General features: G+C 64.0%; 24 protein-coding genes. 10 read left to right on the top strand and 14 right to left on the bottom strand.

The features are described from left to right. Positions 1–2: 2 nt before the first annotated feature. Positions 3–974 (bottom strand): tripartite tricarboxylate transporter substrate binding protein BugD, encoded by a 972-nt coding sequence (locus tag ABIB90_RS34435; RefSeq protein WP_354202291.1) that lies wholly within the window; start codon positions 972–974, stop codon positions 3–5. Further along, positions 971–1,672, bottom strand: a complete 702-nt coding sequence (gene purQ, locus ABIB90_RS34430; protein WP_219684989.1) for a phosphoribosylformylglycinamidine synthase subunit PurQ — start codon at positions 1,670–1,672, stop codon at positions 971–973. Before purQ ends, ABIB90_RS34435 begins: the two co-directional genes overlap by 4 nt. A 164-nt stretch (positions 1,673–1,836) precedes the next feature. On the opposite strand from purQ, the gene ABIB90_RS34425 reads away from it, so the two are divergent. After that, positions 1,837–2,853, top strand: coding sequence for a magnesium and cobalt transport protein CorA (locus tag ABIB90_RS34425; RefSeq protein ID WP_007602266.1), 1,017 nt, complete (start codon positions 1,837–1,839; stop codon positions 2,851–2,853). Between the two features lie 10 nt (positions 2,854–2,863). Here the strand turns inward: ABIB90_RS34425 and purS are convergent, their stop codons facing one another. Both purS and purC read right to left on the bottom strand, forming a co-directional pair. Further along, positions 2,864–3,106, bottom strand: a complete 243-nt coding sequence (purS, locus tag ABIB90_RS34420) for a phosphoribosylformylglycinamidine synthase subunit PurS (protein WP_007602264.1) — start codon at positions 3,104–3,106, stop codon at positions 2,864–2,866. A gap of 12 nt (positions 3,107–3,118) precedes the next feature. Beyond that, on the bottom strand, positions 3,119–3,886 hold the full coding sequence (purC, locus tag ABIB90_RS34415) for a phosphoribosylaminoimidazolesuccinocarboxamide synthase (protein ID WP_171944915.1): 768 nt from the start codon (positions 3,884–3,886) through the stop codon (positions 3,119–3,121). Positions 3,887–4,195: 309 nt separating this feature from the next. Here purC and ABIB90_RS34410 point away from each other — a divergent pair, with 309 nt between their 5' ends. Continuing rightward, complete coding sequence (locus ABIB90_RS34410; protein ID WP_007602260.1) at positions 4,196–4,519, top strand: DUF1476 domain-containing protein; 324 nt, start codon at positions 4,196–4,198, stop codon at positions 4,517–4,519. Positions 4,520–4,634: 115 nt separating this feature from the next. Here the strand turns inward: ABIB90_RS34410 and cynS are convergent, their stop codons facing one another. The 4 genes from cynS to ABIB90_RS34390 all read right to left on the bottom strand — a co-directional run bounded on the left by cynS (position 4,635) and on the right by ABIB90_RS34390 (position 8,450). Then, complete coding sequence (cynS, locus tag ABIB90_RS34405) at positions 4,635–5,117, bottom strand: cyanase (RefSeq protein WP_219684992.1); 483 nt, start codon at positions 5,115–5,117, stop codon at positions 4,635–4,637. Positions 5,118–5,133: 16 nt separating this feature from the next. Then, positions 5,134–6,057, bottom strand: coding sequence for an ABC transporter ATP-binding protein (locus tag ABIB90_RS34400; RefSeq protein WP_219684993.1), 924 nt, complete (start codon positions 6,055–6,057; stop codon positions 5,134–5,136). A 4-nt stretch (positions 6,058–6,061) separates the two neighbouring features. Further along, positions 6,062–6,904: a nitrate ABC transporter permease gene (gene ntrB / locus ABIB90_RS34395; protein ID WP_354202290.1), complete on the bottom strand. Its 843-nt coding sequence runs from the start codon at positions 6,902–6,904 to the stop codon at positions 6,062–6,064. 166 nt (positions 6,905–7,070) lie between these two features. Beyond that, entirely contained in the window at positions 7,071–8,450 is a 1,380-nt protein-coding gene (locus tag ABIB90_RS34390) for a CmpA/NrtA family ABC transporter substrate-binding protein (RefSeq protein ID WP_354159142.1), read from the bottom strand. Positions 8,451–8,609: 159 nt separating this feature from the next. Between ABIB90_RS34390 and ABIB90_RS34385 the strand changes: the two genes are divergently transcribed. Beyond that, positions 8,610–10,538 carry a sigma 54-interacting transcriptional regulator gene (locus tag ABIB90_RS34385; protein ID WP_354202289.1) on the top strand — a complete coding sequence of 643 codons (1,929 nt, stop codon included), beginning with the start codon at positions 8,610–8,612 and terminating at the stop codon, positions 10,536–10,538. Positions 10,539–10,544: 6 nt separating this feature from the next. On the opposite strand, the gene ABIB90_RS34380 is transcribed toward ABIB90_RS34385, so the two are convergent. From ABIB90_RS34380 to ABIB90_RS34370, 3 genes are read right to left on the bottom strand one after another with little or no spacing between them, the layout of a single operon-like run. Next, positions 10,545–11,423: a sulfurtransferase gene (locus ABIB90_RS34380; protein ID WP_007602248.1), complete on the bottom strand. Its 879-nt coding sequence runs from the start codon at positions 11,421–11,423 to the stop codon at positions 10,545–10,547. A gap of 46 nt (positions 11,424–11,469) precedes the next feature. Beyond that, entirely contained in the window at positions 11,470–12,603 is a 1,134-nt protein-coding gene (locus ABIB90_RS34375; RefSeq protein WP_354202288.1) for an acyl-CoA dehydrogenase family protein, read from the bottom strand. A 34-nt stretch (positions 12,604–12,637) separates the two neighbouring features. Next, positions 12,638–13,180, bottom strand: a complete 543-nt coding sequence (locus tag ABIB90_RS34370; protein WP_007602244.1) for an OsmC family protein — start codon at positions 13,178–13,180, stop codon at positions 12,638–12,640. A 244-nt stretch (positions 13,181–13,424) separates the two neighbouring features. Between ABIB90_RS34370 and ABIB90_RS34365 the strand changes: the two genes are divergently transcribed. Beyond that, positions 13,425–14,090: a TetR/AcrR family transcriptional regulator gene (locus ABIB90_RS34365; protein WP_354159149.1), complete on the top strand. Its 666-nt coding sequence runs from the start codon at positions 13,425–13,427 to the stop codon at positions 14,088–14,090. A 78-nt stretch (positions 14,091–14,168) separates the two neighbouring features. On the opposite strand, the gene ABIB90_RS34360 is transcribed toward ABIB90_RS34365, so the two are convergent. Beyond that, entirely contained in the window at positions 14,169–15,728 is a 1,560-nt protein-coding gene (locus ABIB90_RS34360; protein WP_354202287.1) for a bifunctional AfsR/SARP family transcriptional regulator/alpha/beta hydrolase, read from the bottom strand. 148 nt (positions 15,729–15,876) lie between these two features. Here ABIB90_RS34360 and mddA point away from each other — a divergent pair, with 148 nt between their 5' ends. The 4 genes from mddA (at position 15,877) to ABIB90_RS34340 (ending at position 20,271) form a co-directional block, all read left to right on the top strand. After that, complete coding sequence (mddA, locus tag ABIB90_RS34355; RefSeq protein ID WP_354159153.1) at positions 15,877–16,638, top strand: methanethiol S-methyltransferase; 762 nt, start codon at positions 15,877–15,879, stop codon at positions 16,636–16,638. Further along, entirely contained in the window at positions 16,635–17,612 is a 978-nt protein-coding gene (locus ABIB90_RS34350; protein ID WP_354159155.1) for an NADPH:quinone oxidoreductase family protein, read from the top strand. The genes mddA and ABIB90_RS34350 overlap by 4 nt, the downstream gene beginning before the upstream one ends. 28 nt (positions 17,613–17,640) lie before the next feature. Next, complete coding sequence (locus ABIB90_RS34345; RefSeq protein WP_219685002.1) at positions 17,641–18,396, top strand: PaaI family thioesterase; 756 nt, start codon at positions 17,641–17,643, stop codon at positions 18,394–18,396. Positions 18,397–18,567: 171 nt separating this feature from the next. Next, entirely contained in the window at positions 18,568–20,271 is a 1,704-nt protein-coding gene (locus ABIB90_RS34340) for an amidohydrolase (RefSeq protein ID WP_354202286.1), read from the top strand. A 60-nt stretch (positions 20,272–20,331) separates the two neighbouring features. Here ABIB90_RS34340 and ABIB90_RS34335 read toward each other — a convergent pair whose 3' ends face one another. Continuing rightward, positions 20,332–21,531: a TrmJ/YjtD family RNA methyltransferase gene (locus ABIB90_RS34335; RefSeq protein ID WP_354202285.1), complete on the bottom strand. Its 1,200-nt coding sequence runs from the start codon at positions 21,529–21,531 to the stop codon at positions 20,332–20,334. Positions 21,532–21,898: 367 nt separating this feature from the next. On the opposite strand from ABIB90_RS34335, the gene ABIB90_RS34330 reads away from it, so the two are divergent. Both ABIB90_RS34330 and ABIB90_RS34325 read left to right on the top strand, forming a co-directional pair. Continuing rightward, positions 21,899–23,113, top strand: a complete 1,215-nt coding sequence (locus ABIB90_RS34330) for an NADP-dependent isocitrate dehydrogenase (protein ID WP_219685006.1) — start codon at positions 21,899–21,901, stop codon at positions 23,111–23,113. 123 nt (positions 23,114–23,236) lie between these two features. Continuing rightward, positions 23,237–23,737, top strand: a complete 501-nt coding sequence (locus ABIB90_RS34325; protein WP_354202284.1) for a DUF3455 domain-containing protein — start codon at positions 23,237–23,239, stop codon at positions 23,735–23,737. A gap of 4 nt (positions 23,738–23,741) precedes the next feature. Here ABIB90_RS34325 and ABIB90_RS34320 read toward each other — a convergent pair whose 3' ends face one another. Further along, positions 23,742–24,968, bottom strand: a complete 1,227-nt coding sequence (locus ABIB90_RS34320; RefSeq protein WP_354202283.1) for a cyclic nucleotide-gated ion channel — start codon at positions 24,966–24,968, stop codon at positions 23,742–23,744. Between the last annotated feature and the right edge of the window lie 3 nt (positions 24,969–24,971).

The following is a 24,971-nucleotide window of genomic DNA, read 5'->3' as shown; positions in this document are numbered from 1 at the left end:
TATTACTTGGCGTCGTCCGCCAGCATCTTGCGATACTTCTCGACGTCGCGCGTCACGAGCTTCTGAAGCACCTCGGGCGTGTGCTCGTCGGGATCGGGTGCCACGGTCGAAAGATCGGCGAACCGTTTCTTCACCGCGTCGGTTTCCACGGCCGTACGCGCGGCGGCATTCAGCTTGGCGATGACCGCCGGCGGGGTGCCCTTGGGCGCGAACAGGCCGTTCCAGCCCTGCGCTTCGAATTCGGGCAGGCCGGCTTCGGCTGACGTCGGCAGGCCGGGCACTGTGGCGAGCCGGACGGTCGAGCCGACCACGAGCCCGCGCGCCAGCTTCTCGTTGATCGACTGCGAGACGGAGGCTGCCGCATCGCAGACGCCGTCGATCTGGCCGCCGATCGCGTCGGTGAGCGCGGGCGCGGCGCCGCGATAGCCGACCAGCGTCGCGTCGATCCCGGCGGCTGTGACGAAGCTCTTGCAGATCAGGTAATTCGAAGAGCCGACGCCGGCATGGCCGAGATTGATCTTGCCCGGATTCGCCTTGGCGTAGGCGATGAACTCCTTCAGGTCCTTTGCCGGAAAATCTTTGCGCACGGCGATGATGCCGAACGTCTTCGCCACCATGGCGATCGGCACGAAGGAGTCCGGCGTGAACGGCAGTTTTGGATAGATCGTATAAGTCGCGGCGTTGGTACCGGCATTGCCGATCGCAATGGTGTAGCCGTCGGGCTCGGCGCGGGAGGCACGCGCCAGTGCGGTCGATCCGCCGGCGCCGGCGACGTTCTCGATCACGATGGTCTGGCCGAGCGCGATGCCCATCTGCTCGGCAACGGTGCGCGCGATCACGTCGGAGGTGCCGCCAGCCGCGAACGGCACGATCATGGTGACGGGACGCTTGGGGAAATCCTGCGCGAGCGCGGCTGTCGCGAACGCAACGACGGCGACAGCGGCCGGCAGCCGCTTCAGCACGAACGCAATCACGCGGCTTTTTCCAGATGCGCGGTGAGGCCAGCGAACAGACCGCGGCCGTCGGTGCAGCCCATGATGTCTTCGACGTGGTTTTCCGGATGCGGCATCATGCCGAGCACGTTGCCCTTGTCGTTCACGATGCCGGCGATGGATTGCGCGGCGCCATTGATGTTGCTGACATCGTCGATCGTGCCGTCGGCCGAGCAGTAGCGGTACAGCACGCGACCCTCGCCTTCGAGCCGCTTGATAGTCTCCGCGTCCGCCGCATAATTGCCCTCACCATGCGCGATGGGCACGCGGATCACCTGCCCCGCATTGTAGCCGCGCGTGAACGGCGTGTCGGAGCGCTCGACGCGGAGATGCACGTCGTGGCAGATGAATTTCAGCCGCGCATTGCGCATCAGGACGCCGGGCAAGAGACCGGACTCGCAGAGGATCTGAAATCCGTTGCAGACGCCGAGCACGAGGCCGCCCTTGGCCGCATAATCGCGCACCGCGTCCATCACCGGCGCCCGCGCCGCAATCGCGCCGCAGCGCAGGTAATCGCCATAGGAGAACCCGCCGGGCACCACCACGAGGTCGGTACCATCAGGTAGCGACGTCTCGGCATGCCAGACCATTGTGGGCTCGCTGCCCGAGATCAGCCTCAAGGCACGCGCCATGTCGCGCTCGCGGTTGATTCCGGGAAAGACGAGGATGGCGGCTTTCATGGCAGAGGTTCCGAACGAGGATTGAATGGGGCTGGCACGGCTGCCAAATCGGCAGCAGACATAACCATTTGACGGGGATTTTACCAGTGCTAGCCTTGCCCGCGAGCGTTGTGCACAGGCCATAGCCCGCCATTCGGCCGATCGATTCGCCCGGGATCAAAGCCATGAATGTCCCCTCGCTGCCCGCATCCCTCTCCGAGCCGGTGTCCACCGAGGGCGTCATCGCCGCCGGTGCCTATGTCGACGGCCGGCGCGTCGCCAATATCGCCATCAGCGAAGCCTCGAGCTGGCGGGCGAAGCCCGGCCACGTGGTCTGGATCGGGCTGCACGAGCCCGACATGGCGCTGCTCAGCGCGGTGCAGAAGCAGTTCGACCTGCACGAGCTCGCCATCGAGGACGCCAACCATGCCCATCAGCGACCGAAGATCGAGCAATATGGTGAGGCCCTGTTCATCGTGGCGCGCACGGCGCAACTGATCGAGGGCCGGATCGCCTTCGGCGAGACGCACATCTTCGTCGGCGAAGGCTATCTGGTCTCGGTGCGCCACGGCGCGTCGACGTCCTACACGCCGGTGCGCGAACGCTGCGAAAGCTGCCCGCGAGCGCTCGCGCGCGGCGAGGACTACATCCTCTACGCCATTCTCGATTTTATCGTCGACAACTACTCGCCCGTGCTCGAGAGCATTCACGAAGAGGTCGAGAGCATCGAGGATGACGTGCTCTCCAAGGCGATCAGCAAGGCGCAGATCGAGCGGCTCTATATGCTGCGCCGCGACCTCTTGCGGCTCCGGACCGCGATCGGCCCTCTGGTCGAGGTCTGCCGCCGGCTCGAGCATGACGAGCTGGCGATGGTGCGCGCGACGATGCAGCCGCTGTTCCGCGACGTCACCGACCACGTCAGGAACATCCAGGAGCGGATCGATTCGATGCGCGAGGTGCTGGCCTTCGCCTTCGAAGCGAGCCTGCTGGTCGGCCAGGCCCAGGAGACGGCGGTCTCCAAGAAACTTGCCTCCTGGCTCGCGATCATCGCGATCCCGACCGCACTTGCCGGCATCTACGGCATGAACTTCAAGCACATGCCGGAGCTGGACTGGGAGTACGGCTACTACATGCTGCTCGGCGTGATGCTGGTCTCGTGCGGGGCGCTGTACTGGCGTTTTCGTCGGGTCGGGTGGCTGTGAGCCATCCCGTTCACCCGATCAGCTCGACCCGATAATTCTCGATCACGGTGTTCGCCAGCAGCTTGTCGGCGGCGTCCTTCAACGCCGCCTCCGCCTTGGCCTTGTCCGCGCCCGCGAGCTCGATATCGAACACCTTGCCCTGGCGAACGCTGGCGACGCCGTCGACGCCGAGCGACTTCAACGCACCCTCGATCGCCTTGCCCTGCGGATCGAGGATGCCCGTTTTCAACGTCACGGTAACACGTGCCTTCACGTCAGATCCCTCTTAGCTCTTCACCAGCACCGGGCCGGAGCCCGCCGGACGCTCGTTCTCCATGAGAATGCCGAGACGCTTGGCGACTTCGGTATAGGCCTCGAGCAGCCCACCGAGATCCCTGCGGAAACGGTCCTTGTCGAGCTTCTCGTTCGACTTGATGTCCCACAGACGGCAGCTATCCGGCGAGATCTCGTCGGCGACGATAATCCGCATCATGTCGTTCTCGAACAGCCGGCCGCACTCCATCTTGAAGTCGACGAGGCGGATGCCGATGCCGAGAAAGAGACCGGTGAGGAAGTCGTTGACACGGATGGCAAGCGCCATGATGTCGTCGATCTCCTGCGGTGTCGCCCAGCCGAAAGCGGTGATGTGCTCTTCCGACACCATGGGGTCGTTGAGCTGGTCGTTCTTGTAATAGAACTCGATGATCGAACGGGGCAGCTGCGTGCCCTCCTCGATGCCGAGGCGCTGCGACAGCGAGCCGGCGGCAACGTTCCGCACTACCACTTCCAGCGGCACGATCTCGACTTCGCGAATCAACTGCTCGCGCATGTTGAGGCGGCGAATGAAATGGGTCGGCACCCCGATGTCGTTGAGGTGCTGAAACAGGTACTCCGAGATCCGGTTGTTGAGGACACCCTTGCCCTCGATCACCTGATGCTTTTTCGCATTGAACGCGGTGGCGTCATCCTTGAAGTGCTGGATCAGGGTACCGGGCTCCGGGCCTTCGTAAAGAACCTTTGCCTTGCCTTCATAAATGCGACGCCGACGGCTCATGGGGATGTACCGTGTTTTGTTGAAATCCATGTATTTGGTGTGCTCCGGTTGACGAGACTACGACCCACAGCGGAGCTGCCGTGAACGGCCCGGAACCCCTAGAAACAGAACGGGAACCCAGCCTGAGGCAACCTATCCGATTGGCTGTCCAAGCACAATCGATCCGGGCGTCCGGCATCAAACTTATACCGCCTTGCCTGCGGCTTAACGGCTCGTTGTTTTGCCGATTCGTGCCCCCTATCTAGGCATGCACCGGGGCTCTCGCAACGAGGGCCGGCCGGGTCCAGTCAGCAGGGAATTGGAAAAGGCATGAGCACGTTGGACAAGCGCGAGGAAGGCTTCGAGAAGAAGTTCGCCCTCGACGAGGAGCAGAAATTCAAGGCGGAAGCCCGCCGCAACCGCCTGCTCGGGCTGTGGGCGGCCGAAAAGCTCGGCATTACCGGCGATGCCGCCACGGCCTATGCCAAGGAGGTGGTCGCGGCCGATTTCGAGGAAGCCGGTGACGCCGACGTCCTGCGCAAGGTCATGGCCGATTTCGCCGCGAAGAACGTCGCCATCACCGAACAGGCGATTCGGGCCAAGATGAACGAGTTGATCGCGGTGGCGGCGGCCGAGGTGAAGGCCGGGAAATAAGGCGAAAGCGGCATCCGCACGCACTGTCATTCCGGGGCGGTCCGCAGGACCGAACCCGGAATCTCGAGATTCCGGATCGCCGCTATCGCGGCGTCCGGAATGACGGAGGGATCGATCACCCCTCCTTGAATCCATACTCCGGCACGTTGCCGCTGGCGCCGTAATATTTATACGGCAGGAATTTGCCGCTCATGGTGATCTTGACGCGGTCGCCCTTCGGATTGGGCAGGCGCTCCATCACCATGTCGAAATCGATCGCCGACATGATGCCGTCGCCGTACTCCTCCTCGATCAGCGCCTTCCAGGCCGGACCGTTGACCATGACCAGTTCGTAGAAGCGATAGATCAAGGGATCGGTCGGCGGCATCGGCATGCCGCGCATCGGCGTCTCGTTCAACATCGTGGTCTCGGCCTTCGTCAGGCCGAACAGTTCAGCGGCGTTCGCGGCCTGCGGCTTGGTCAATTTCATTTGGCCGAGGATCGCGCCTGTTATCAGCACCTCGGAATAGCCGCCGATCTGCTCGCAAATATGTTTCCAGGTCCAGCCCTTCTCGCGCTTGATGTCGAGCAGCTTCTCGGTGAGGTCTTCGCGTTTCATGTCAGGGTCTCCTTTTTCAAGCAGTCAGCCCGGGACTCGTCCCGGGTATCCAGGTCTGTCGTTGCTCGTCTCCACTGGACGCGACGGTCAGTCCGGGCTTGCCGATATGCACCACCGGCACATTGCGCGGATCGTGAGCGGGCGTCTCGGCCGCGAAAGTCTTGCTGCGCGTCACCAGGAAATCAACGATGTGGTTGCGCAGCGCGTAGTACAACGGGTGGCGGTGCAAATCGGTGCGGCCGCGGTCCCTCGGCAGTGGGTTCACGACCACTTCGGCCAGCACCGCGCCGGGACCGTTGGTCATCAGGAATATCTTGTCGGCGAGATAGATCGCCTCGTCGACGTCATGGGTAATCATGAACGCGGTCTGCCCGGTCTCCAGACAGATGCGCCGCACCTCGTCCTGCAGCGTGCCGCGCGTCAGCGCGTCGAGTGCCGAGAACGGCTCGTCCATCAGCATCATCTTTGGCGTAATGGAGAGCGCACGCGCGATGCCGACGCGCTGCTTCATGCCGCCGGAAAGCTCGGAAGGTCGCTTGTGTTCCGAACCCGTCAGGCCGACGAGATCGATAAAAGTCTGCGCATGCGCCTTCACCTTGGCGCGATCCCAGCTCCGCCATTTCGAGCTCACGGCGTAAGCGACGTTGCCGAGCACGGTGCGCCAGGGCAATAGCGCATGGCTCTGGAAGATGACGGCACGGTCGAGGCTGGTGCCTGAAATGGCCTGCCCGTCAACGATCACCGCGCCCTCGCTCGGCGCATCGAGGCCGGCGAGGATGTTGAGCACCGTGGTCTTGCCGCAGCCGGAATGGCCGATCACGCAGCAGAACTCGCCACGCGCCATCGACAGCCAGAGATTCTCGAAGACCGCCGTCGTCGCGCCGTCCGCGCCCGGATAGCGCTTTGCGATGGCTTCGATGGAGATGAATTTTTCGGTCACGGCCCTACTCCGGAAACGTGACCATGCGCGTGAAACGCGCGAGGATCTGGTCGAGCAGCATGCCGACGACCCCGATCAGCAGGATCGCGATGATGACGTTGGTGATCGAGAGGTTGTTCCACTCGTTCCAGACGAAATAGCCAATGCCGGTGCCGCCGACCAGCATTTCGGCCGCGACGATCACCAGCCACGCAATGCCGATCGAGATGCGCATGCCGGTCAGGATCGTCGGTGCTGCCGCCGGGAGGATCACGGTGAAGGCGCGCCTGATCGTGCCGACCTCGAGCGTTCGCGCGACGTTGATCCATTCCTTGCGTACGCTCGCGACCCCGAACACGGTGTTGAGCAGCATCGGCCAGATCGAGCAGATGAAGATCACGAAGATCGCCGAGATCGAGGAATCCTTGATAGTGTAGAGCGCGAGCGGCATCCACGCGAGCGGCGAGATCGGCTTCAGCACTTGGATGAAGGGATCGAGCGCCTGACTTAGCAGCGGCGACATGCCGATCAGGAAGCCGAGCGGGATGGCGACGAGCACGGCAAGCAGATAGCCGGTGCCGACGCGCGCGATCGAGTAGCCGAGCTGGATGCCGAGCCCCTTGTCGTTCGGCCCGTTGTCGTAGAACGGCCTCCTCACATGCTCCCAGAGTTTTGCGCCGACATCGAGCGGCCCGGGCATGGCAGATTTGCCCTGGGTCGCGGTCAGGCCCATCAGCTTGGCGTATTCCGCGCTCATCGTGGCCACCGGCGCCGTCGAGCGCACGGCGAGATGCCAGACGCCCAGGAAGGCGGCGAGCAGCACGATCGAGACCAGGCCGGCGCGGAGACGGAGGGAGGCGGTGGTCATCTCCCTCTCCCCGTTCTTACGGGGAGAGGGTCGGGGTGAAGGGCATGCTTCCGCATATTCGGTGAGCGACGAACTCGCGGAGAGTCCCCCTCACCCGGATTGCATCTAACGATGCAATCCGACCTCTCCCCGCAAGCGGGGCGAGGTGAAAAGAGAGCGCGGCCGCTCACGACGCCTTCCTGATCTTGAAGCCCGCCAAATAATCCTCGGGCTTGGCCGGATCGAAAGTCTTGCCCATCACCGCGAACGATTTGTAGCTGCCGGCTGGCGGCGCCAGGCCCATCTCGGTCATCAGCTTCCTGGTGTCGGTTGCGAGATACACCTGCTCGGCGATCGCCTTGTAGTCGACGTCGCCCTTGATCTGGCCCCAGCGCTTCATCTGCGTCAGCATCCACACCGCGAAAGACTGCCAGGGGAACGGGTCGAAATCGACGCGCTTTTCATCCGTCTTCACGCCGCCGAGGCCGTCGGCATAGGTGCCGGTCAAGACCTGTTCCAGCACCGTGACCGGCGCGTTGATGTAGTTCGCCGGCGCGATGGCTTCCGCGATCTGCTTGCGGTTCTCCGCCTTCGACGCATAGGCCGTGGCATCGACGATCGCGCGCGTCAGCGCGGCAAAGCTGTTCGGCGCCGTCGTGATGAACTCGCGGCTGGCCGCGAAGCTGCAGCAGGGATGGCCGTCCCAGATTTCCTTGGACAAGAGATGCATGAAGCCGACGCCGTCATAGATCGCGCGCTGGCAGATATTGTCGGGCGCGAGGAAGCCGTCGATGTTGTCGGCGCGCAGGTTTGCCACCATTTCCGGCGGCGGTACCGAACGCAGCTGCACATCGGTGTCGGGGTCGATCCCGTGTTCGGCGAGATAGTAGCGCAGCAGATAATTGTGCATGGAATAGTCGAAGGGGATGGCGAATTTCATGCCCTTCCAATCCTTCGGGTCGCGCTTGTCCTTGTGCTTGCTCGCCAGCACGATGCCCTGCCCGTTGATGTTCTCGATCGCGGGCACGGCAAACGGAATCGCGTTGGCACCTAGGCCAAGCGAGATCGCGAGCGGCATCGGCGCCAGCATGTGCGCGGCGTCGTATTCCTTGTTGATGGTCTTGTCGCGGATCACGGCCCAGCCGGCGGTCTTGACCACGTCGACGTTGAGGCCGTGCTTGGCATAGAAGCCCAGCGGCGCCGCCATGATGATTGGCGTGGCGCAGGTGATCGGGATGAAGCCGACCTTGAGATCCTTCTTTTCCGGCGTGCCGGCCTGCGCAAAAACCTCGGTCGCGGTCTGAAGCGGGAAGAACTGCGACAGCGCGGCCAGCGCGGTGGAGGCCCCGACCGACTTCAGGAATGCTCGCCGCGCCACGTCCTGCGGAAACATCGCGCGCATCACGGCAGAGGCGACCACGCCCTCGTAGCGCTTCTCCTCGCTCTCGACGGGATCACAGCGCAACGCGGTGGCCTGCTCATGCTCCGCCGCGGATTGATGCTGACCACAGGCACAGCCGGCTCGCAGGTTGCGATTGGGATCAAACGGATTGTCGAAAGTGGACATCGGACCTCCTGCGCGTCGTTGCGAGGAGAATTACGCAAGGAGCATGCCACCACCTTCGCGCCCACCAGTGCCTTGATGACGCAGCACTTTCGCTCACACTTGGTCATTACGAAAATTCGTGATAAACGACATTTCGTAGTTGAATAACGAGATTTCGTAATGGCAACGACGCCGATACTCGCCCACGACGATGTGGCCCCGACCATCGATCCGCGCATCGCGGCCTTCGAATCCTCGGTCGAGGCGACGCTGCTGATCGACCCCTTCGGCGACCTGATCGTCGATGCCAATCCCGCCGCCTGCGCCCTGCTCGGCTACGACCGCGCGCTGCTGCGCCAGACCAGGGCGAGCACGCTGCACGCCGGCGAGCTCCCGTCGCTGACCGTGTTCACCCAGGCCGTGCTCCACAAGGGCGCCTACTGGACCACGGCGCTCAACCCGCGCCATGCCACCGGGCAAAATCTCCGGCTCGAATATGCCGGCTGCATCCTGCCCCATGACGGGCGCACGCTGGTCCAGCTCACCCTGACCGATCTCGAAGCACGCCGCCGCCGCAATGTCGATGCCGCCGCCGAAGACCACATGCGCAGCGGCATCTCGACCTGGCAGCGGGTCGAGCGCGTGTTCCAGGACATCGAGCGCGAGAACCAGCTGATCCTGCGCGCCGCCGGCGAAGGCATTTACGGCGTCAACGCGGAAGGAAAGACCACCTTCGTGAACCCCGCCGCCGAGCGGATGCTGGGCTGGACTGCCGAGGAGCTGGTCGGCAAGGAAATCCATCCCATCATGCACCACACCCACCATGACGGGCGGCACTATCACAACCATGATTGCCCGATCTACGCGGCGTTCCGCGACGGGGCCGTGCACCAGGTCGACGGCGAGGTGTTCTGGCGCAAGGACGGCTTGCCGGCCTGGGTCGAATACACCTCCACGCCGATCCGCGACCGCGGCGTGGTGGTCGGTGCCGTCGTGGTGTTTCGCGACGTCAGCCAGCGCCGCGAGGCCGACGAGAAGCTGCACGCCGCGCTCGCCGAGGTCGATCGCCTGCGCGAACGGCTCGAGCTCGAAAACGCCTATCTCCAGGAAGAGATCCGCATCGAGACCAATCCGCGCGGCATCATCGGCGGCAGCGAGGCGATCCAGACGACGCTGCGCCAGGTCAAGCTGGTGGCGCCGACCAGCGCGGCGGTGATGATCACCGGCGAGTCCGGCACCGGCAAGGAGCTGATCGCACGCGCCATCCACGAGGATTCCACCCGCAGCGACCGGCCGCTGATCCGCGTCAATTGCGCCGCGATCCCGCGCGAATTGTTCGAGAGCGAGTTCTTCGGCCATGTCCGCGGCGCCTTCACCGGCGCGACGCGCGACCGCATCGGCCGCTTCGAGCTCGCCGATGGCGGCACGCTGTTCCTCGACGAGGTCGGCGAGATTCCACTCGAATTGCAAGGCAAGCTGCTGCGCGTGTTGCAGGAGGGCAATTTCGAGCGGGTCGGCCAGGAGCGCACCCGCGCGGTCGACGTCCGCGTCATCGCCGCGACCAACCGCGACCTCAAGCAGGAGGTGCAGCGCGGCCGTTTTCGCGAGGATCTCTATTTCCGGCTCAACGTGTTTCCGATCGAGACGGTGCCGCTGCGCGAACGGCGCGAGGACATTCCACTGCTCGCCCAGCATTTTCTGACCCGCGAGAGCAAGGCGCTGAAATCGAATCTGCGCTTGTCGGAAGGCGATGCGCGGCGGCTGACGCGCTATGACTGGCCGGGCAATGTCCGCGAACTGCAGAACGTGATCGAGCGCGCTGCGATCCTGTCGCAGAACGGCCGTTTGCGGATCGATCTGCCCGACTCCTCCGGCACGCAGGCCCCGGTTGGCGCCACGCGGCAGAAGGCTGACGCACGGCCCGCTGTGATGACGTCATCCGAAATGCGCGATCACGAGCGCGCCAACATCCTGGCCGCGCTCGAGGGCTGCGCCGGAAAAGTGTTCGGCCCCGGTGGCGCGGCCGAGATGCTGGATATCAAGCCGACCACGCTGGCCTCGCGGATCAAGGCGCTGGGAATCGCGCCCCGTCCGCGTGCCCTCGGTTAGCGGCGATCACGCCGCCTTGGTCGTCACCTCCGATGCGATCGGCAATCCCTGCTCGATCGGCAGCGACGGATCGCGCGACCATTCGTTCCAGGAGCCGAAATACATCCGCACGTCCTTCACGCCGGCGTTTTTCAGCGCCAGGAACGTGTTCGAGGCGCGCGCGCCCTTGAAGCAGTAGAGATAGACCGGCGTGGAGGGCGAGATGCCGACAGTGGCGCATTCCGCCAAAATCTCGTCCTTGGACTTGAAGCGCGGGCCCTCGGCGGTTGGCTTCATCATGCGATACCATTCCAGCCACACCGCACCGGGGATGCGACCCTTGCGCGGGCAGTAATCCTTCCCGTACGGAGACGAGCTGTCGCCGATCCATTCGTCGACGTCGCGCACGTCGAGAATGGCGACGCCCGGCTTGCCGACCGCCGCCAGCATGGTCTTGGCGTCGATCAGGATATCGCCCGCTTCAGGCACGATTCCGAACGACGCCTTCGCCGGCGCCGGCACATCCTTCGTCACCGGAAGACCTGCGGCCGCCCAGGCATCGAAGCCGCCATGCAGCACCTTGATCTTGGGATAGCCGAGCATGGTGAGCAGGTAGTAGCCGCGGCAGGACTGGCCGAAGCCGGAGTTCATCGACTGCTCGTAGATCACGGCGGTCTCCTTGCCGGACAGGCCCGCGCCGCCAAAGGCGTCGGCGAACTTGGTCTTCAGCTCGGCCATGCCCTCCGGCGTCGAGGTCGCAAGAAACGTGAATATCTCATGCACGTTCACGGCATTGGGAAGGTGCCCGGCGCCATAGGCGTCGGGGTTGCGGGTGTCGATCACGACACAGGGCTCGGTCTTCAAGAGATCGGCAAGTTCGCTGGCAGAGATCAGAACGTCCGTCATTGGCAGCCTCTCCGTTGAGGTTAGATGGTGGGTGGGCTCGTAAAACTCAGGAATCGGCAAGCATCTTGCGCAACTGCTTGGTGGCAGGCGTGACGATCGCGACGAAATAGGCCTCGCGCAGGCGGCGCTGCGCGCGGTGGGACTTGAGGTAGCCGCGCGCGCCACAATGCAGCATCGCCGCATGCGCCGCCGCGACGCTGGCCTCGCCGGCGCGAAGCCTGAGCGCGATCACCTTGCGCCAGTAGGTCTCCTCTTCATTGTAGGGATCGCGCGCCAGCGCCATGGTCTCGGCCTCGAGCTCGGCGGCGAGATCGCGGAAATGCACCGGCTGTTGCGGCAAATAGCGGTTGATGTGACCGAGGGGATTATCGACCTCGTCCATGATGTTGATGCAGTCCTTGATGAGCCCGAGCGCCATGCCGGCCTGCAGCAGGATGAACCCGGCGCGGATCTTCTTGACGAACGGCGCGGCGGGATCGGCCAGGATCAGCTCGTCCGGCACGAAGGCGTCGCGGAACTGCACGCCGTAGGTGCCGGTCCCGTCCATGGCGAGAAACGGCTTGCATGGCGTCAGCGTGATCGCGGGATCCGAGCAGTCCGCCAAAAACATCACTTGGCCGGGCTCGCCACTTGCGATGCCCGGCTCGTCTTCGCGCTCGAAGATGGTGCCGAAATAATGGTCGGGTCCGAGATTGGAGACCCAGGGCAGCGCGCCGCGCACGATGTAGCCGCCGTCGACCTTGCGCCCCTTCAGCTTGAGCTTTTCGATGCCGAAAAAGCTCTTCATCGGATTGGAGAGCCCGGTGCCGCCGAGCACGCGGCCGGTCGAGAACGCATCGCCGAAGCGCTTTGCCAGCTTCATGTTGGTCGAGTTGGCGGCGTACCAGACCAGCGTGTTCTGGCACCACGCCATGAAGGCGGTGCTGCCGCAGACCTCGCCGATCGCCGACATCGCCTGGATGGCACAGCGCAAATCGGCGGGACCTTCGTGGGGCATGTGACTGCCCCAGGCACCGACCTCGCCAAGTTTGCGCAGCACTTCGGCCGGATAGACCGAGCCGTCGTCGATGCCGGCGGCGAGCGGCGCGAGCTGCTCCCGCGCGATTCGCGCCACCTCTCCTGCAATGGACGGTGCGGGCTGATCCAAAACTTCGGTCCGTGATAAAGCCAGTGAACCCATGATCGTCTCCGCACCTTGTCCTGTTGCCGTCAGCTCAGATGCCGACCTCGAGATTGACCGGGCGGGTGAAGGTGTTGGCGACCGGCGACCATTGCTTCACATGGGCCACCAGCGCATTGATCTCGTCCGGCGAGATCCCCTCACATTCCATGTCGACCTTGACGCGGACGTCGGTGAAGCCGACCGGCTTGTCCGACATGTCGCCGGTGCCCCACACCGCGGTAATGTTGAGGTCACCCTCGAGCTCGAGCTCGAGCTTGTTGACGATCCAGCCGCGATGCACGGCGTTGGCGTGCAGGCCGACGGCAAGGCAGGAGCCGAGCGCGGCCAGCGAGGCTTCGGACGGATTGGGCGCAGTGTCGTCGCCCAGAAGCCCCGGCGGCTCGTCGACGATGTAGGGCGGCAAATTGCGGATGTAGTTGGCATGGCGGAATTTTCCTTCCGCGACCGTCTTGCACTTCAAGGTCTTGATGACCTTCGGATTGGCCTTGCCGTTGGCGATCAGTTGCTCGAGGCCATTCTTGTCGATGGGCGCGAGGCAACCCGTCAGCACTGTCTTCTGAACGACGGCAGTCATCATCTTCTCCCTGGCAGAAGTGGAAATCGGCAGGATACCGAACGGTCTGTTTCCTTGCATAGAGCGTGCCAGAGCCGGCCAAAATCAAAAGGCGAAACATTGGAGCCTCTTAGCGAACGCTGCCCGCGGATTGATCAGCGACCGTTTGCTCAAAGACAATGCAGAGGGGCTTTCCCGTGCGAATCTTTTCAGCGCGGACAGATGCGGCTTGCTGATGCAGCGCGGCTGCGATTAAGTTGCATCCATGGCCAAGCCCTTACCCAAGAAGACGTCGAAGAAGATGTCTCATTTACCGCACAGCGGCACCAGCGAAGACGATTCCGCGCGCGGACGCCTGCTCAACGCCGCGACGCATCTGTTCTGCAAGAACGGGATCAACGCCACCGGCATCGACGCAATCATCGCGGAAGCCGGCACCGCGAAGACCACGCTCTATAAACTGTTCGGCTCCAAGACCAATCTCGTCAACGCGGTGCTGGAGAGCGAAGGCAAGCAGTGGCGCGAATGGTTCATCGGCGCCATGGAAGAAGGCGGCGGCGACGCGCAAGCCAAACTCACGCGCATCTTCCCGGCCCTGAAGAGCTGGTTCGCCGAAGAGCGCTTCTACGGCTGCCCCTTCATCAACGCGGTCGGCGAGCACGACAAGGACGCCAAGCAGTTCCGCAACATCGCGCTGAAGCACAAGAAGATCGTGCTCGGCCATATCGAGAAGCTCGCCGGCGAGCTCGGATCGAACGAACCCATCGTGCTCGCGCACCAGCTCGGCCTGTTGATCGACGGCGCGATCGTCGCGGCGATGGTGTCGCGCGATCCGGGTGTGGCGGATACGGCGGCGCTGACGGCAGGTCCCCTGCTCAGCCAGTCCAAGGCAAAGAAGAAGCGCGCGGCGGATCAGCTCGAGGCGGTGTGATCGCTCCCATCCCGTAGCCCGCATGAGCGCAGCGACATGCGGGACGACCGTCCCCGGATGTCGCGTCGCTCATCCGGGCTACAGCACTCGCAGCCGCTCGCGCGGTAACGCAGCAATGAACCGCCTGATCGCCCCCAGCACCGGTCCCTGATCGCCTGCAAAGAACCAGTGATCATGGCCGTCGAGCTCGACGAATTGCGCACCTTTGATCCGGCTCGCGAGATCGCGGCCGGCCGCAATCCGTACGGCCTTGTCGTCCCGACGATGCAGCACCAATGTCGGCATGGCAATCTGCGGCAAAAGCTGCCGCACGTCGGCGTCGCGAAACGCCTCGAGCACGGCCGAGATGCCGCCGGGACTGGAGGCCGCGCGCAATAGCCCCGCCCACCAGGCGCGGGCCTGGGGATCGCCGGCAAGGCTGGGCGCGAAGGTTTCAATCTCTACCGGTCCTCCCCATTGCGCAATGAGGTGCTTGCTCCAGGCGTCGTACTGGCTGGCGCGCAACGCGTGCGGATAGTCCTGCGACCAGCAGCCCTTGGCCAATGCACCGAACAGAATGAGTCCGGCCACGAGTCGCGGCTCGTCGACCGCAAATTTGACGCAGGCCGGCCCGCACTCGGATGCGCCGAACAGCACGACACGGCGCGAATCCGTCGCCCGCAACACGGTACCGATATCCTCCGCAGTGAGGTCGATACCGGGCGCAGATCCAACCCGGTCGGACAACCCGATGCCGCGACGATCGAATACGATCAGCCGCCCCAGCTTCATCAGCGAGGCCAGAAACGTCCGGCTCGCGGGATGCTCCCAGGCGCGTTCCACATGCGACACGAAGCCGGGCATGACCAGGATATCGAGCGGACCGCTGCCATAGGTCTGATACGCCAGATGCACACCGGCGCCCTTGACGTAGCGCGTCGCTGGAACGTCGGCTGCCGCCGCAGGACTCATCAACGCCTCGGTCTCGGCCTCGGGCGCAACGCCAAGCTCGTCCTTGAGCCGCTGCGTCAGCGCCGCGTGGTGCCGCTCTGCCGCACTGCGGTCACCCGCCAGTAGCAGGCTGCGGATCAGATGCCGGCCGTAGACCTCGCTCAAAGGATCGAGCTCGACCAGACGGGTCGCATGCGTGGCCGCGGAAAAGTAGTTGCCGGCGGCGGTCTTGTCCTGCACCAGGCGCTCCAGCGCGTGAACGAGCCGTCCCCGCAGCGCCTCGCGGCGAAAGAAAGCCCAGTCGTCGAATTCCGGACAGTCCTCCGGCGAGAAGCCTGCGAGGAAATCTCCGCGATAAATATGGCAGGCCTCGTCAAAGTCACCGCGATCGCAGGCGCTCTCGAACAGATGTGCATCGACCTGCAGCGCGACTGCCGGAGACCATCGCAGACTAGTCCGATCGGTCTCGAACACCTGCTGACCCAGCGTCAGCTCGATGCGGTGAAGCAGCCGCCGCAATCGCGCAAGGCCGGTCTCGCGGTCGGCCTCGGGCCACAGCTGCGTGGCCACCACGTCGCGGGCCGCAGCGCCCTTGGCTTCCGCGAGATAGACCAGCAGCGCGAGGCCCTTGCGCAGGGCCAACTTGATCGGGCGGCCGTCGGCGTGGACCTCCGGGAACCCGAACGTCCCCAGCGAGAAAACCGTCATGAAAGTCCTCCCTCCCCTCGCGGCGCCCCCGGGGGACGCACAGGGGACGGTCCAGCGATAGCAGTCGGGGCAGATCGAGCCTGCTCGCCGGCGAGCAACTCAGGCTCCTGCATGCGGCACGGCTGCATCAGGCACAATAGGAAAAAACATGATCTCGCGCCTCCTGATCCTGCTCTACGCCATCGTGAGCTACGTCATCTTCACGGTCTCATTTCTCTATGCGCTCGGTTTCGTCGGCAATTATGTCGTGCCCAAATCGATTGATAAGTCGATCAACATGCCGATCGGCGTCGGCAGCCCGACGGACCTGAGCGTGGCCATCGTCGTCAACCTGCTGCTGATGAGCCTGTTTGCAATCCAGCACAGCGTCATGGCGCGCCCGGGTTTCAAGCGATGGCTGGTCAAATTCCTCCCCGCAGCCTGCCAGCGCAGCACCTATGTGCTGCTCTCCAGCCTGATCTTGCTGCTGCTGTTTTGGCAGTGGCGTCCGATCCCGACGCCGGTCTGGCAAACGAGCGGCATGGCGGCCTGGCTGCTGATCGGCGTGCATTGGCTTGGCTGGCTGATCGCGTTCGCCTCGACCCACATGATCGATCATTTCGATCTGTTCGGCCTCCGCCAGGCCTTCGTCGCGTTCCGCGGGCGCGAGATACCAGGTCAATCGTTCAGGACGCCGCTGCTCTACAGGCTCGTGCGGCATCCCATCATGCTCGGCTTTCTGCTCGCGTTCTGGGCCACGCCCGAGATGACTGTCGGCCACCTTCTGTTTGCGCTCGCAAACACCGCCTACATCCTGGCCGCGCTTCAGTTCGAGGAGCGCGACCTGATCGCCGAATTCGGCGCCACCTACCAGGACTACCGCCGACACGTTCCCATGCTGCTGCCGCGTCTTTTCGGAGCGCCCCGATGAAAGCGATTCTGTGCACATCGTTCACCGGCCCCGGCGATTTGCGCCTCGGCGAGATCGACGAGCCGAAGCCGGCCGGCGACGAGATCCTGATCGACGTCCATGCGGCCTCTGTCAGCTTCATGGACCAGTTGGTGGTCTCGGGCCTCTACCAGATGCGGCCGCCGACGCCCTTCGTGCCCGGCACGGAAGCGGCCGGTGTGGTCGTCGCGGTCGGCGACGAGGTCACGGCATTCGCGCCCGGCGACCGCGTGGCATGCAGCGCCTGGACCGGCGGCTACGCCGAACGGATGATAGCCAAGGACTCAAAGTGCGTGCGTCTGCCTGGCGACGTCGCGTTCGAGGCCGCGGCGACGGTCCTGCATAATTACGGCACGGCCTATTATGCGCTGGTCGAGCGGGCCCGGGCACAGCGCGGCGAAACGCTGTTCGTCACCGGTGCTGCCGGCGGAGTTGGCCTTGCTGTGGTCGATCTCGGCCGCCATCTCGGCCTGCGCGTCGTCGCCGGTATCGGCTCCGATGACAAGGCCGCCCTGGTTCGCAATTATGGGGCGAGCGACATCGTCAACTATCGCAGTGAGGATCTGCGCGACCGCATCAAGTCGATCACGTCAGGAGAAGGCATCGACATCGGCTTCGACACGATCGGCGGCGCGATTTTCGAGCAGATGGCCCGGCTGGTGAAATGGGGCGGACGGCTGATGCCGATCGGCTTCACCAGCGGCGAAATTCCACAGCTCCCGATGAACCTTCCGCTTCTGAAGAACTATTCCATCCTCGGCGTCTTCGTCGGCGCCTGGGCGGAGAAATTTCCCGCGGACGCCGCGCGTATGAATGCCACGCTGATGCAATTGCTGGCCGGCGGAAAAATCCGCCCGCATATCGATCGCGTCCTCCCTTTGGAGGAGGCCGGCGAAGCCATGCGTGCCGTGGCCAACCGAACGGTTCAGGGGCGAATTGTCCTCAAGATCAGGTAAAGTGCACGGGGAAGAGAGAACAAAACCGATGACACAGATCATCATCGACAAACGCTTTTGCGGTCCTCCCAACTCCGGCAACGGCGGCTATGTCTGTGGGCGGCTGGCCCGCCACATTGCCGGCGCCGCGGAGATAACGCTGCGCGCACCGCCGCCGCTGGACACCCCGCTTGATGCGGTCGCGACGAACGACGGCACATGGGAGCTTCACGACAGCGACAAGATCGTCGCGACCGGGCGGCCGGCAAGCGTCGAGCTTGCGCGGCTGGAGACAGCGAGCCTGGAGAAAGCACGCGCCGCCGAATTGCTGGCGCTAGTCCAGCCGCACGAGCATCCGCTGCCGAATTGCTTCGTTTGCGGTCCCGCGCGTGCGAAAGGCGACGGCCTGCGCATCTTCGCCGGGCCGCTCAGCCGTCATGCGCAGATTCCTGTCCTCGCGGCGACCTGGGCACCAGATTCGAACCTCGCCGCCGAGGACGGCCTGGTCGCACCCGAATTCCTCTGGTCGGCGCTCGATTGCCCCACCGGCTTTGCCTGCAATTACGATCAGCAGAGCGGCGGCTTCGAAAAGACACCGCTCCTGCTCGGGCGGATGTCGGCTCACATCGACGCCCGCCCGCGCCCGGGAGACCGCTGCATCATCACGGCCTGGCCAACCGCCCGCGACGGCCGCAAGCGCATGGCCGACGCCGCGGTGCATGATGGAGCCGGGAAATTGCTCGCGGTGGCGCGCACGACATGGATTGCGGTGGAGCGCGAGGTGCAGCTCGGGCGCCTTTCGTAGAGGGGATATGGGCGCCCGGTACGGAGCCAGCCAGCTTTCGGCTAGCCAAGAGAGCACTCCACCTTGCCCACCGTGCGACGCTGCCAAGCGTCGAGAAGCATTGAACCCCTATTTGATCAAAGATACCCTTGCAGCTGTCGCCAACGCAAAAAAGATCCAAGGGGGTACGCGATGATCCGCAAGTTAACGGCATTTGCAATCCTTGCTACGGGCACGTTCATCGCTGGCGTCGCAAATGCCGAGGCACAGCAGCCGGAGCTTAATGCGCCTGACCTAGTCCTCGTTAATGGCAAGGTTCTGACGTTAGACGACCGATCGACCGTCACGGAGGCAGTCGCCGTCGCGGATGGAAAGATCATCGCGACCGGAACCAGTGCTTCGATCAAGGCGCTTGCAGGCGCCCGGACCCGCGTGCTCGATGTGTCTGGCAAGACCGTCATCCCCGGATTGATCGATACACACGCTCACTTCAAAGCCGCTGGTCTGGGCGACTATGTCGTAAGCCTGGGCCGAGCCAAGACCGTTGCGGACGCGCTCGAGGCCATCAAATCATTCGCCACGAAGAAAAAGCCGGGTGAGTGGATTGTAGGTGGCGCGTGGCATCCACCCTCACAATTGGCCGAGAAGCGCTATCTGACGAGGCAGGAGATCGATAGCGTTGCTCCAGACAACCCGGTCTATCTTCGCACCGTCGGGCATTTCTCGATGGCGAACACCATGGCTCTACAAGTGGTCGGTGTCGACAAGACCACCGCGGATCCGAGTGGTGGAAAGTTTGAACGCGACGCAGCCGGTGAATTGACCGGCGTGCTCGTGGAGACGGCGATCGATCGGGTCGAGAAGGCCGTACCACCCTGGACAGAAGACGACGAAATGCGGCAATTCACCATTGCCGAAGGTGTGCTGAACAGTTTTGGCATCACCAGTGTGATCGAAGGCGCAACAGAGCCACGCGACGTCCGCACGCTGCAGAAGCTTGTCGCAGCCGGGAAGGCCACTTTGCGCACCGGCGTGATGTTTCGACCGGAGCCCCCAGCTGATCTGACTGCATGGGAAGCGATCATGTCAGGCAATGGCGCCTCATCAGGGTTCGGTGACGATTGGCTCAAGTTCGCCGGCATCAAGATCTTTTACGACGGCGGCATGACGCTGAAGACGGCGCTCATGCGTGACGTGTATCCCGATTCACACGACAACTATCACGGCATCACGCAGCAGACTCCCGAGCGGCTGAAGCAACTCATCGCCGTCAGCAACCGTTATGACTGGCGTGTCGGTGTCCACGTGGTGGGCGACCTGGGTATTGACCAGGTGCTCGATGCCTTCGAGGCAGCGGATAAAGAAAAATCGATCCGCGATCGTCGCTTCGTCCTCATCCACGCCAGCCTGATCCGGCCAGAACAGATGGAGCGTGCGCAGAGACTCGGAGTCCGCATCGATTTCCAGAACGTTTTCATGTGGGATAAGGCAGCGACCGTCGAACGATTTCTCGGGAAAGCGACCGCCGACCGCGCCGTACCGACCAGAACGTTGATCGAAAAAATGGGGCTCAACAGCCTCGGCGCCGGGACGGATTTTCCGGTCAACCCGATCAACCCCTTCCTCAACATGTACATCATGGTGACCAGGAAGGACCCCAACGGAAACGTCTACGGCTCGGCAGAAGCCATTACGCGCGAGCAGGCCCTCCGGCTCTACAGCAGCGCGGCTTCGCGCTACACGTTCGATGAAGCGCGCAAAGGGACCATCGAACCCGGAAAGCTGGCGGACATCGTGGTGCTCTCCGCCGACTACGCGGCCGTGCCGGAGGAGCAGATCAAGGACATCAAGGTGGACCTGACCCTGGTCGGCGGCAAGGTTGTCTTTCAGCGCTGAACCGGCGCTGATCGGCCAAGGTGAGCGAGACCGACAATCCGCTTTGCTTTTCGACGAAATCTAAGCGCTCTGCTGTATCATTCCCTGCAGCCGCTCCAGCTCCGCCTCGATATCGCGCTCCACATCCGCCGCCCGAATCTCCAGCACCCGATAATCGCGCGCCTCCAGCCACGCCCGCCGCGACGCACGATCCGCGACGATCGCCTCGTTCTCACCCGCGTTCACCAGCTCGATCGCGATCCGGTGCGGGAACGAGACGAAGTCCGGGATGTGCCGCCCCACCGGGGTCTGGCGCTTGAACCCTCCTGCGAAGCGGCGATCGCGTGTGAGCGCCTGCCAGAGCAGGCGTTCGGCGTCGGTTGGGTTGCGGCGGAGCAGGCGGGCGAGGCCGCGTACGGTGGAGCCACTGTCGGGCACGCCGCCGCCCTGCCCGTGCTCGGCCAAAAGCGCGCGCAGCCGCGTGGCTTGCTCGCCGTCGAGCACGCCGCCCTTGGCCGGGCCCTTGCGCCCTTCCGCGATCGCCATCACGACACCGTGCAGGGTGTGCATGTCCTGCTTGGTCGGCTCCATCCGAGTGAAGATGTTGCGCAGGTTCACCAGCATGGTGTCGCGCTTCTCGGCCGGGCGCAAAAATTCGACCCGGTCGAGCTCGCGGATCAAATTGTCGAAGAAGGCCTGCATCTGGTGCTGCGAGGCGCGCTCGGAGCGCTCCGGCATGGCGTGCGGCAGCTCGCCGGAGGTCGCGCGCTTGAACCATTCGTAGCCGACCAGCAGCACGGCCTGGGCGAGGTTGAGCGAGGCAAAGCCCGGATTGACCGGGAAGGTAATGATGCGGTTGGCAAGCCCGACCTCCTCATTGGTCAGGCCCCAGCGCTCCCGGCCGAACAGGATACCGGCCTTTCCGCCGGCGGCGACGTGCCCGGAAATCTCACTAGCTGCGGCTTCCGGCCCCACCACCGGCTTGGCCTGGTCGTGGGGGCGCGCGGTCGTGGCGAAGAGCAGGTCGAGGTCGGCCACGGCCTCGCCAACCGTGTCGAACAGTTCGACCTTATCCAGAATATAGTCGGCCCCGGCCGCGGCGCGCTGGGCGGCGATGTTCGGCCAGCCGTCGCGCGGGTTGACGATGCGCAAGGCGCCAAGCGCGAAGTTGCCCATGGCGCGCGCGGCCATGCCGATGTTTTCGCCAAGCTGCGGCTCGACCAGGATCACGATGGGACCGTCGAGGGAAAGGCCCGCCTTGCTCTTGTCAGTCCCCGACATCTCGCTTCGCTTTCACACTGGTTCTCAAGGCCTTGGACAGGCCCTCTTGATGAAATGATTCAAGGCCGGTCCTGACCTGGTCTCGACCCGGTCTTGACCTGCTCTCGGGCCGGCTGCCCGTTCGCCTGTCGTTTGCCTGTCCTGACAAAATTCTCAAGGGAAATAACGGGTTGGATTCGACTTTTGAATCTCGCCTGAAACTTCAGCCCTGCCCTCGCGACGGGGCTCCTCGAACCCCCATCTGCGGGGGCTGGATGAGCTAAAAGTGCATAATCCCTTGGCTTTCGCCCGCTGCTATCAGGTGCTAAGAGGCGGCGGATATTCCCGTGGCGCGCCAAAGCGCCGTTCCCAAGAGGCTTCCCCGATCATGGCAAAAATCAAGGTGTCCAACCCCGTCGTCGAACTCGATGGCGACGAGATGACCCGGATCATCTGGCAGTACATCAAGGACAAGCTGATTAACCCATTCCTGGATGTCGAGCTGCTCTATTTCGACCTGGGGATGGAGTACCGTGACGAGACCAACGATCAGGTGACGATCGACGCCGCCGAGGCCATCAAGAAGGTCGGCGTCGGCGTCAAGTGCGCCACGATCACCCCGGACGAGGCCCGGGTGAAGGAATTCAACCTCAAGCAGATGTGGAAGTCGCCGAACGGCACCATCCGAAACATCCTCGGCGGCTGCATCTTCCGCGAGCCGATCATCTGCAAGAACGTGCCGCGCCTCGTTCCGGGCTGGAGCAAGCCGATCATCATCGGTCGCCACGCCTATGGCGACCAGTACCGCGCCACTGACATCAAGTTCCCGGGCAAGGGCACGCTGTCGATGAAGTTCGTCGGCGAGGACGGCACCGTGATCGAGCGGGAAGTGTTCAAGGCGCCCAGCGCCGGCGTCGCCATGCAGATGTACAATCTCGACGATTCCATCATCGACTTCGCCCGCGCCTCGCTCAATTACGGCCTGCTGCGCAACTACCCGGTCTATCTCTCGACCAAGAACACCATCCTCAAGGTCTATGACGGCCGCTTCAAGGACATCTTCCAGGACATCTACGACCGCGAGTTCAAGAAGGAATTCGAGGCCAAGGGCCTGACCTACGAGCACCGCCTGATCGACGACATGGTGGCCTCGGCGCTGAAATGGTCCGGCGGCTATGTCTGGGCCTGCAAGAACTACGACGGCGACGTGCAGTCCGACACGGTGGCGCAGGGCTACGGCTCGCTCGGCCTGATGACCTCGGTCCTCCTCACCCCCGACGGCAAGACAGTGGAAGCCGAGGCCGCCCACGGCACGGTGACCCGCCATTACCGCGAGCACCAGAAGGGCAAGGAGACCTCGACCAACTCGATCGCGTCGATCTTCGCCTGGACCCGCGGCCTGTCGCACCGCGCCAAGCTCGACAACAATGCCGAGCTCGCCAAGTTCGCGAACACCCTGGAGAAGGTCTGCGTCGACACCGTCGAGGAAGGCTACATGACCAAGGACCTCGCGCTCCTGGTCGGCGCCGACCAGCGCTGGCTCTCGACCACCGGCTTCCTCGACAAGGTCGCCGAGAACCTCGGGAAGGCGCTGGCGGCGTAAGCTGCCTCCACCCCGTCATTGCGAGCGAAGCGAAGGAATCCAGACTGTCTCTGCGGAGAGATACTGGATTGCTTCGTCGCAAGAGCTCCTCGCAATGACGAGACTTTTGCCTGAGGAAGCACCATGACGACACTCAAGAGTCTTGCGTTTGCAGTTCTCGTGCTGACCAGCACGCCCGCATTCGCCGCCGACCCGCTCCCCGACGCCATCGCCGCGCCCGGCGAGAGCATCGTGCTCAGTGTCCACGCCGAGGGCGCGCAGGTCTATGAGTGCAAGGCCGGCACCGACGGCAAGCTCGCCTGGGCCTTCCGCGAGCCGATCGCGACGCTGCTCGTCGAGGGCAAGACCATCGGCCGGCACTATGCCGGGCCGAACTGGGAGCATGCCGACGGCAGCGCCGTGGCCGCCAAGGCCGCCGGCAACGCCCCGGGTACCACCGCTGGCGACATTCCCTGGCTGAAGCTGGAAGTGACGACCCACCGCGGCAGCGGTGTCCTCTCGCCCGTGACCACGGTTCAGCGCATCAACACCCGTGGCGGCAAGCTCGACGGCGCATGCGACAAGGCCGGCGACTTCAAGAGCGCGCCCTACTCGGCCGACTACGTGTTCCTGAAGAAAGGCTGAGCCCTCAACGGTCGGTGCCGTCGCGCTCCGCCTGCGCCAGCTCCGCCACGGCAAGGTCGCCGCTGCCCTCCAGCCGCGCCTTCGCCGTCTTGTGGACGTGCGCGGCGAGCGTCGGCATGCGTTCGATCAGGGCGTGAAAGTCCTGGGCGTCGAGCACGAGCAGCCGGGTCTTGCGTGTCGCCGTCACCGTGCCGCTGCGTTTTGTCTTATGCAGCAGCGCGATCTCGCCGAAGAAGGTGCCATCCGCGAGCCGCACCTGCTGGTTCGGCAGCGCGATCTCGACCTCGCCGGCGGTGATGAAGTACATCGACGAAGCCGCATCGCCCCGCCGCACCAATATCTCGCCCTGCTCGATGGTGCGCGCCCGCAGCAGCCGCATGATGTCGGCGATCTCGGATGCGCTAAGATGCGAGAACAGCGGCACCCGCGCCAGCATGCCCCAGGTGACCACGAAGTCGCGCCGCTTCACCTCTTCCGCAAAGGCCGTCGAGATGATCGCGACCGGCAGCGCGATCATGGCAAACCCGCTGATGATGGTGAAGACGGAGATGAACTTTCCGAGCGCCGTCACCGGCACGACGTCGCCATAGCCGACGGTGCCGAGCGTCACGATCGCCCACCACATCGCCTGCGGAATGGTGCCGAGCTTGTCCGGCTGCACGTCGCGCTCGATGGCGTAGAGCAGCGAGGCAAACGTCAGAACCGCGCCGATCAGGATGACGATGCAGCCGATCAGCGCCCGCCGCTCGGCGTGCACGGCCGCGAGCAGCGAACGCATCGCCGGCGAGTACCGCACCAGCTTGAAGAACGGCAGCACGCCGAGGGCTGCCAGCGTCGCATGCCGGCCGGTGGCGAGCACGATCGCAGCCGGCAGGAACGCGAGCAGGTCGATGATGCCGAGTGCGGAGAAGACATAGCCGAGCCGGTCGGACAGCGCGGACGCCGTGCGCTGGGTATGGCCCGCCACGGTCCACAGCCGCGCGGCATATTCCAGCGCGAACACGATCACGGACAGGATGGAGATGCCTGCGAACAGCGTACCGAATTGCGCGTCCAGCTCCGGCACCGAGGCAAGGATCATGGCGGCGACGTCGAGCACGATGACGCCAATGACCAGCTGGATGAAGCGCGACCCGACCGAGTAGGCCAGCGGATCGTGCTCCAGCAATTCGTAGAGGCGATCCCTCAGATTGGGATCAGTTGAGCCACGCCCTCGCGGAACGGGGCGCACCTG

Source organism: Bradyrhizobium sp. JR4.1 (genome assembly GCF_040548605.1).
Taxonomy (GTDB): domain Bacteria; phylum Pseudomonadota; class Alphaproteobacteria; order Rhizobiales; family Xanthobacteraceae; genus Bradyrhizobium; species Bradyrhizobium canariense.
This window is presented reverse-complemented; position numbering and strand designations above follow the sequence as displayed.

What these genes read in the sequence shown, in the direction of transcription:
- purQ (WP_219684989.1), bottom strand. Translation starts at nt 1,672, where the DNA reads ATGAAAGCCGCCATCCTCGTCTTTCCCGGAATCAACCGCGAGCGCGAC.
- ABIB90_RS34425 (WP_007602266.1), top strand. Translation starts at nt 1,837, where the DNA reads ATGAATGTCCCCTCGCTGCCCGCATCCCTCTCCGAGCCGGTGTCCACC.
- purC (WP_171944915.1), bottom strand. Translation starts at nt 3,886, where the DNA reads ATGAGCCGTCGGCGTCGCATTTATGAAGGCAAGGCAAAGGTTCTTTAC.
- ABIB90_RS34410 (WP_007602260.1), top strand. Translation starts at nt 4,196, where the DNA reads ATGAGCACGTTGGACAAGCGCGAGGAAGGCTTCGAGAAGAAGTTCGCC.
- cynS (WP_219684992.1), bottom strand. Translation starts at nt 5,117, where the DNA reads ATGAAACGCGAAGACCTCACCGAGAAGCTGCTCGACATCAAGCGCGAG.
- ntrB (WP_354202290.1), bottom strand. Translation starts at nt 6,904, where the DNA reads ATGACCACCGCCTCCCTCCGTCTCCGCGCCGGCCTGGTCTCGATCGTG.
- ABIB90_RS34390 (WP_354159142.1), bottom strand. Translation starts at nt 8,450, where the DNA reads ATGTCCACTTTCGACAATCCGTTTGATCCCAATCGCAACCTGCGAGCC.
- ABIB90_RS34385 (WP_354202289.1), top strand. Translation starts at nt 8,610, where the DNA reads ATGGCAACGACGCCGATACTCGCCCACGACGATGTGGCCCCGACCATC.
- ABIB90_RS34380 (WP_007602248.1), bottom strand. Translation starts at nt 11,423, where the DNA reads ATGACGGACGTTCTGATCTCTGCCAGCGAACTTGCCGATCTCTTGAAG.
- ABIB90_RS34375 (WP_354202288.1), bottom strand. Translation starts at nt 12,603, where the DNA reads ATGGGTTCACTGGCTTTATCACGGACCGAAGTTTTGGATCAGCCCGCA.
- ABIB90_RS34370 (WP_007602244.1), bottom strand. Translation starts at nt 13,180, where the DNA reads ATGACTGCCGTCGTTCAGAAGACAGTGCTGACGGGTTGCCTCGCGCCC.
- ABIB90_RS34365 (WP_354159149.1), top strand. Translation starts at nt 13,425, where the DNA reads ATGGCCAAGCCCTTACCCAAGAAGACGTCGAAGAAGATGTCTCATTTA.
- ABIB90_RS34360 (WP_354202287.1), bottom strand. Translation starts at nt 15,728, where the DNA reads ATGACGGTTTTCTCGCTGGGGACGTTCGGGTTCCCGGAGGTCCACGCC.
- mddA (WP_354159153.1), top strand. Translation starts at nt 15,877, where the DNA reads ATGATCTCGCGCCTCCTGATCCTGCTCTACGCCATCGTGAGCTACGTC.
- ABIB90_RS34350 (WP_354159155.1), top strand. Translation starts at nt 16,635, where the DNA reads ATGAAAGCGATTCTGTGCACATCGTTCACCGGCCCCGGCGATTTGCGC.
- ABIB90_RS34345 (WP_219685002.1), top strand. Translation starts at nt 17,641, where the DNA reads ATGACACAGATCATCATCGACAAACGCTTTTGCGGTCCTCCCAACTCC.
- ABIB90_RS34340 (WP_354202286.1), top strand. Translation starts at nt 18,568, where the DNA reads ATGATCCGCAAGTTAACGGCATTTGCAATCCTTGCTACGGGCACGTTC.
- ABIB90_RS34335 (WP_354202285.1), bottom strand. Translation starts at nt 21,531, where the DNA reads ATGTCGGGGACTGACAAGAGCAAGGCGGGCCTTTCCCTCGACGGTCCC.
- ABIB90_RS34330 (WP_219685006.1), top strand. Translation starts at nt 21,899, where the DNA reads ATGGCAAAAATCAAGGTGTCCAACCCCGTCGTCGAACTCGATGGCGAC.
- ABIB90_RS34325 (WP_354202284.1), top strand. Translation starts at nt 23,237, where the DNA reads ATGACGACACTCAAGAGTCTTGCGTTTGCAGTTCTCGTGCTGACCAGC.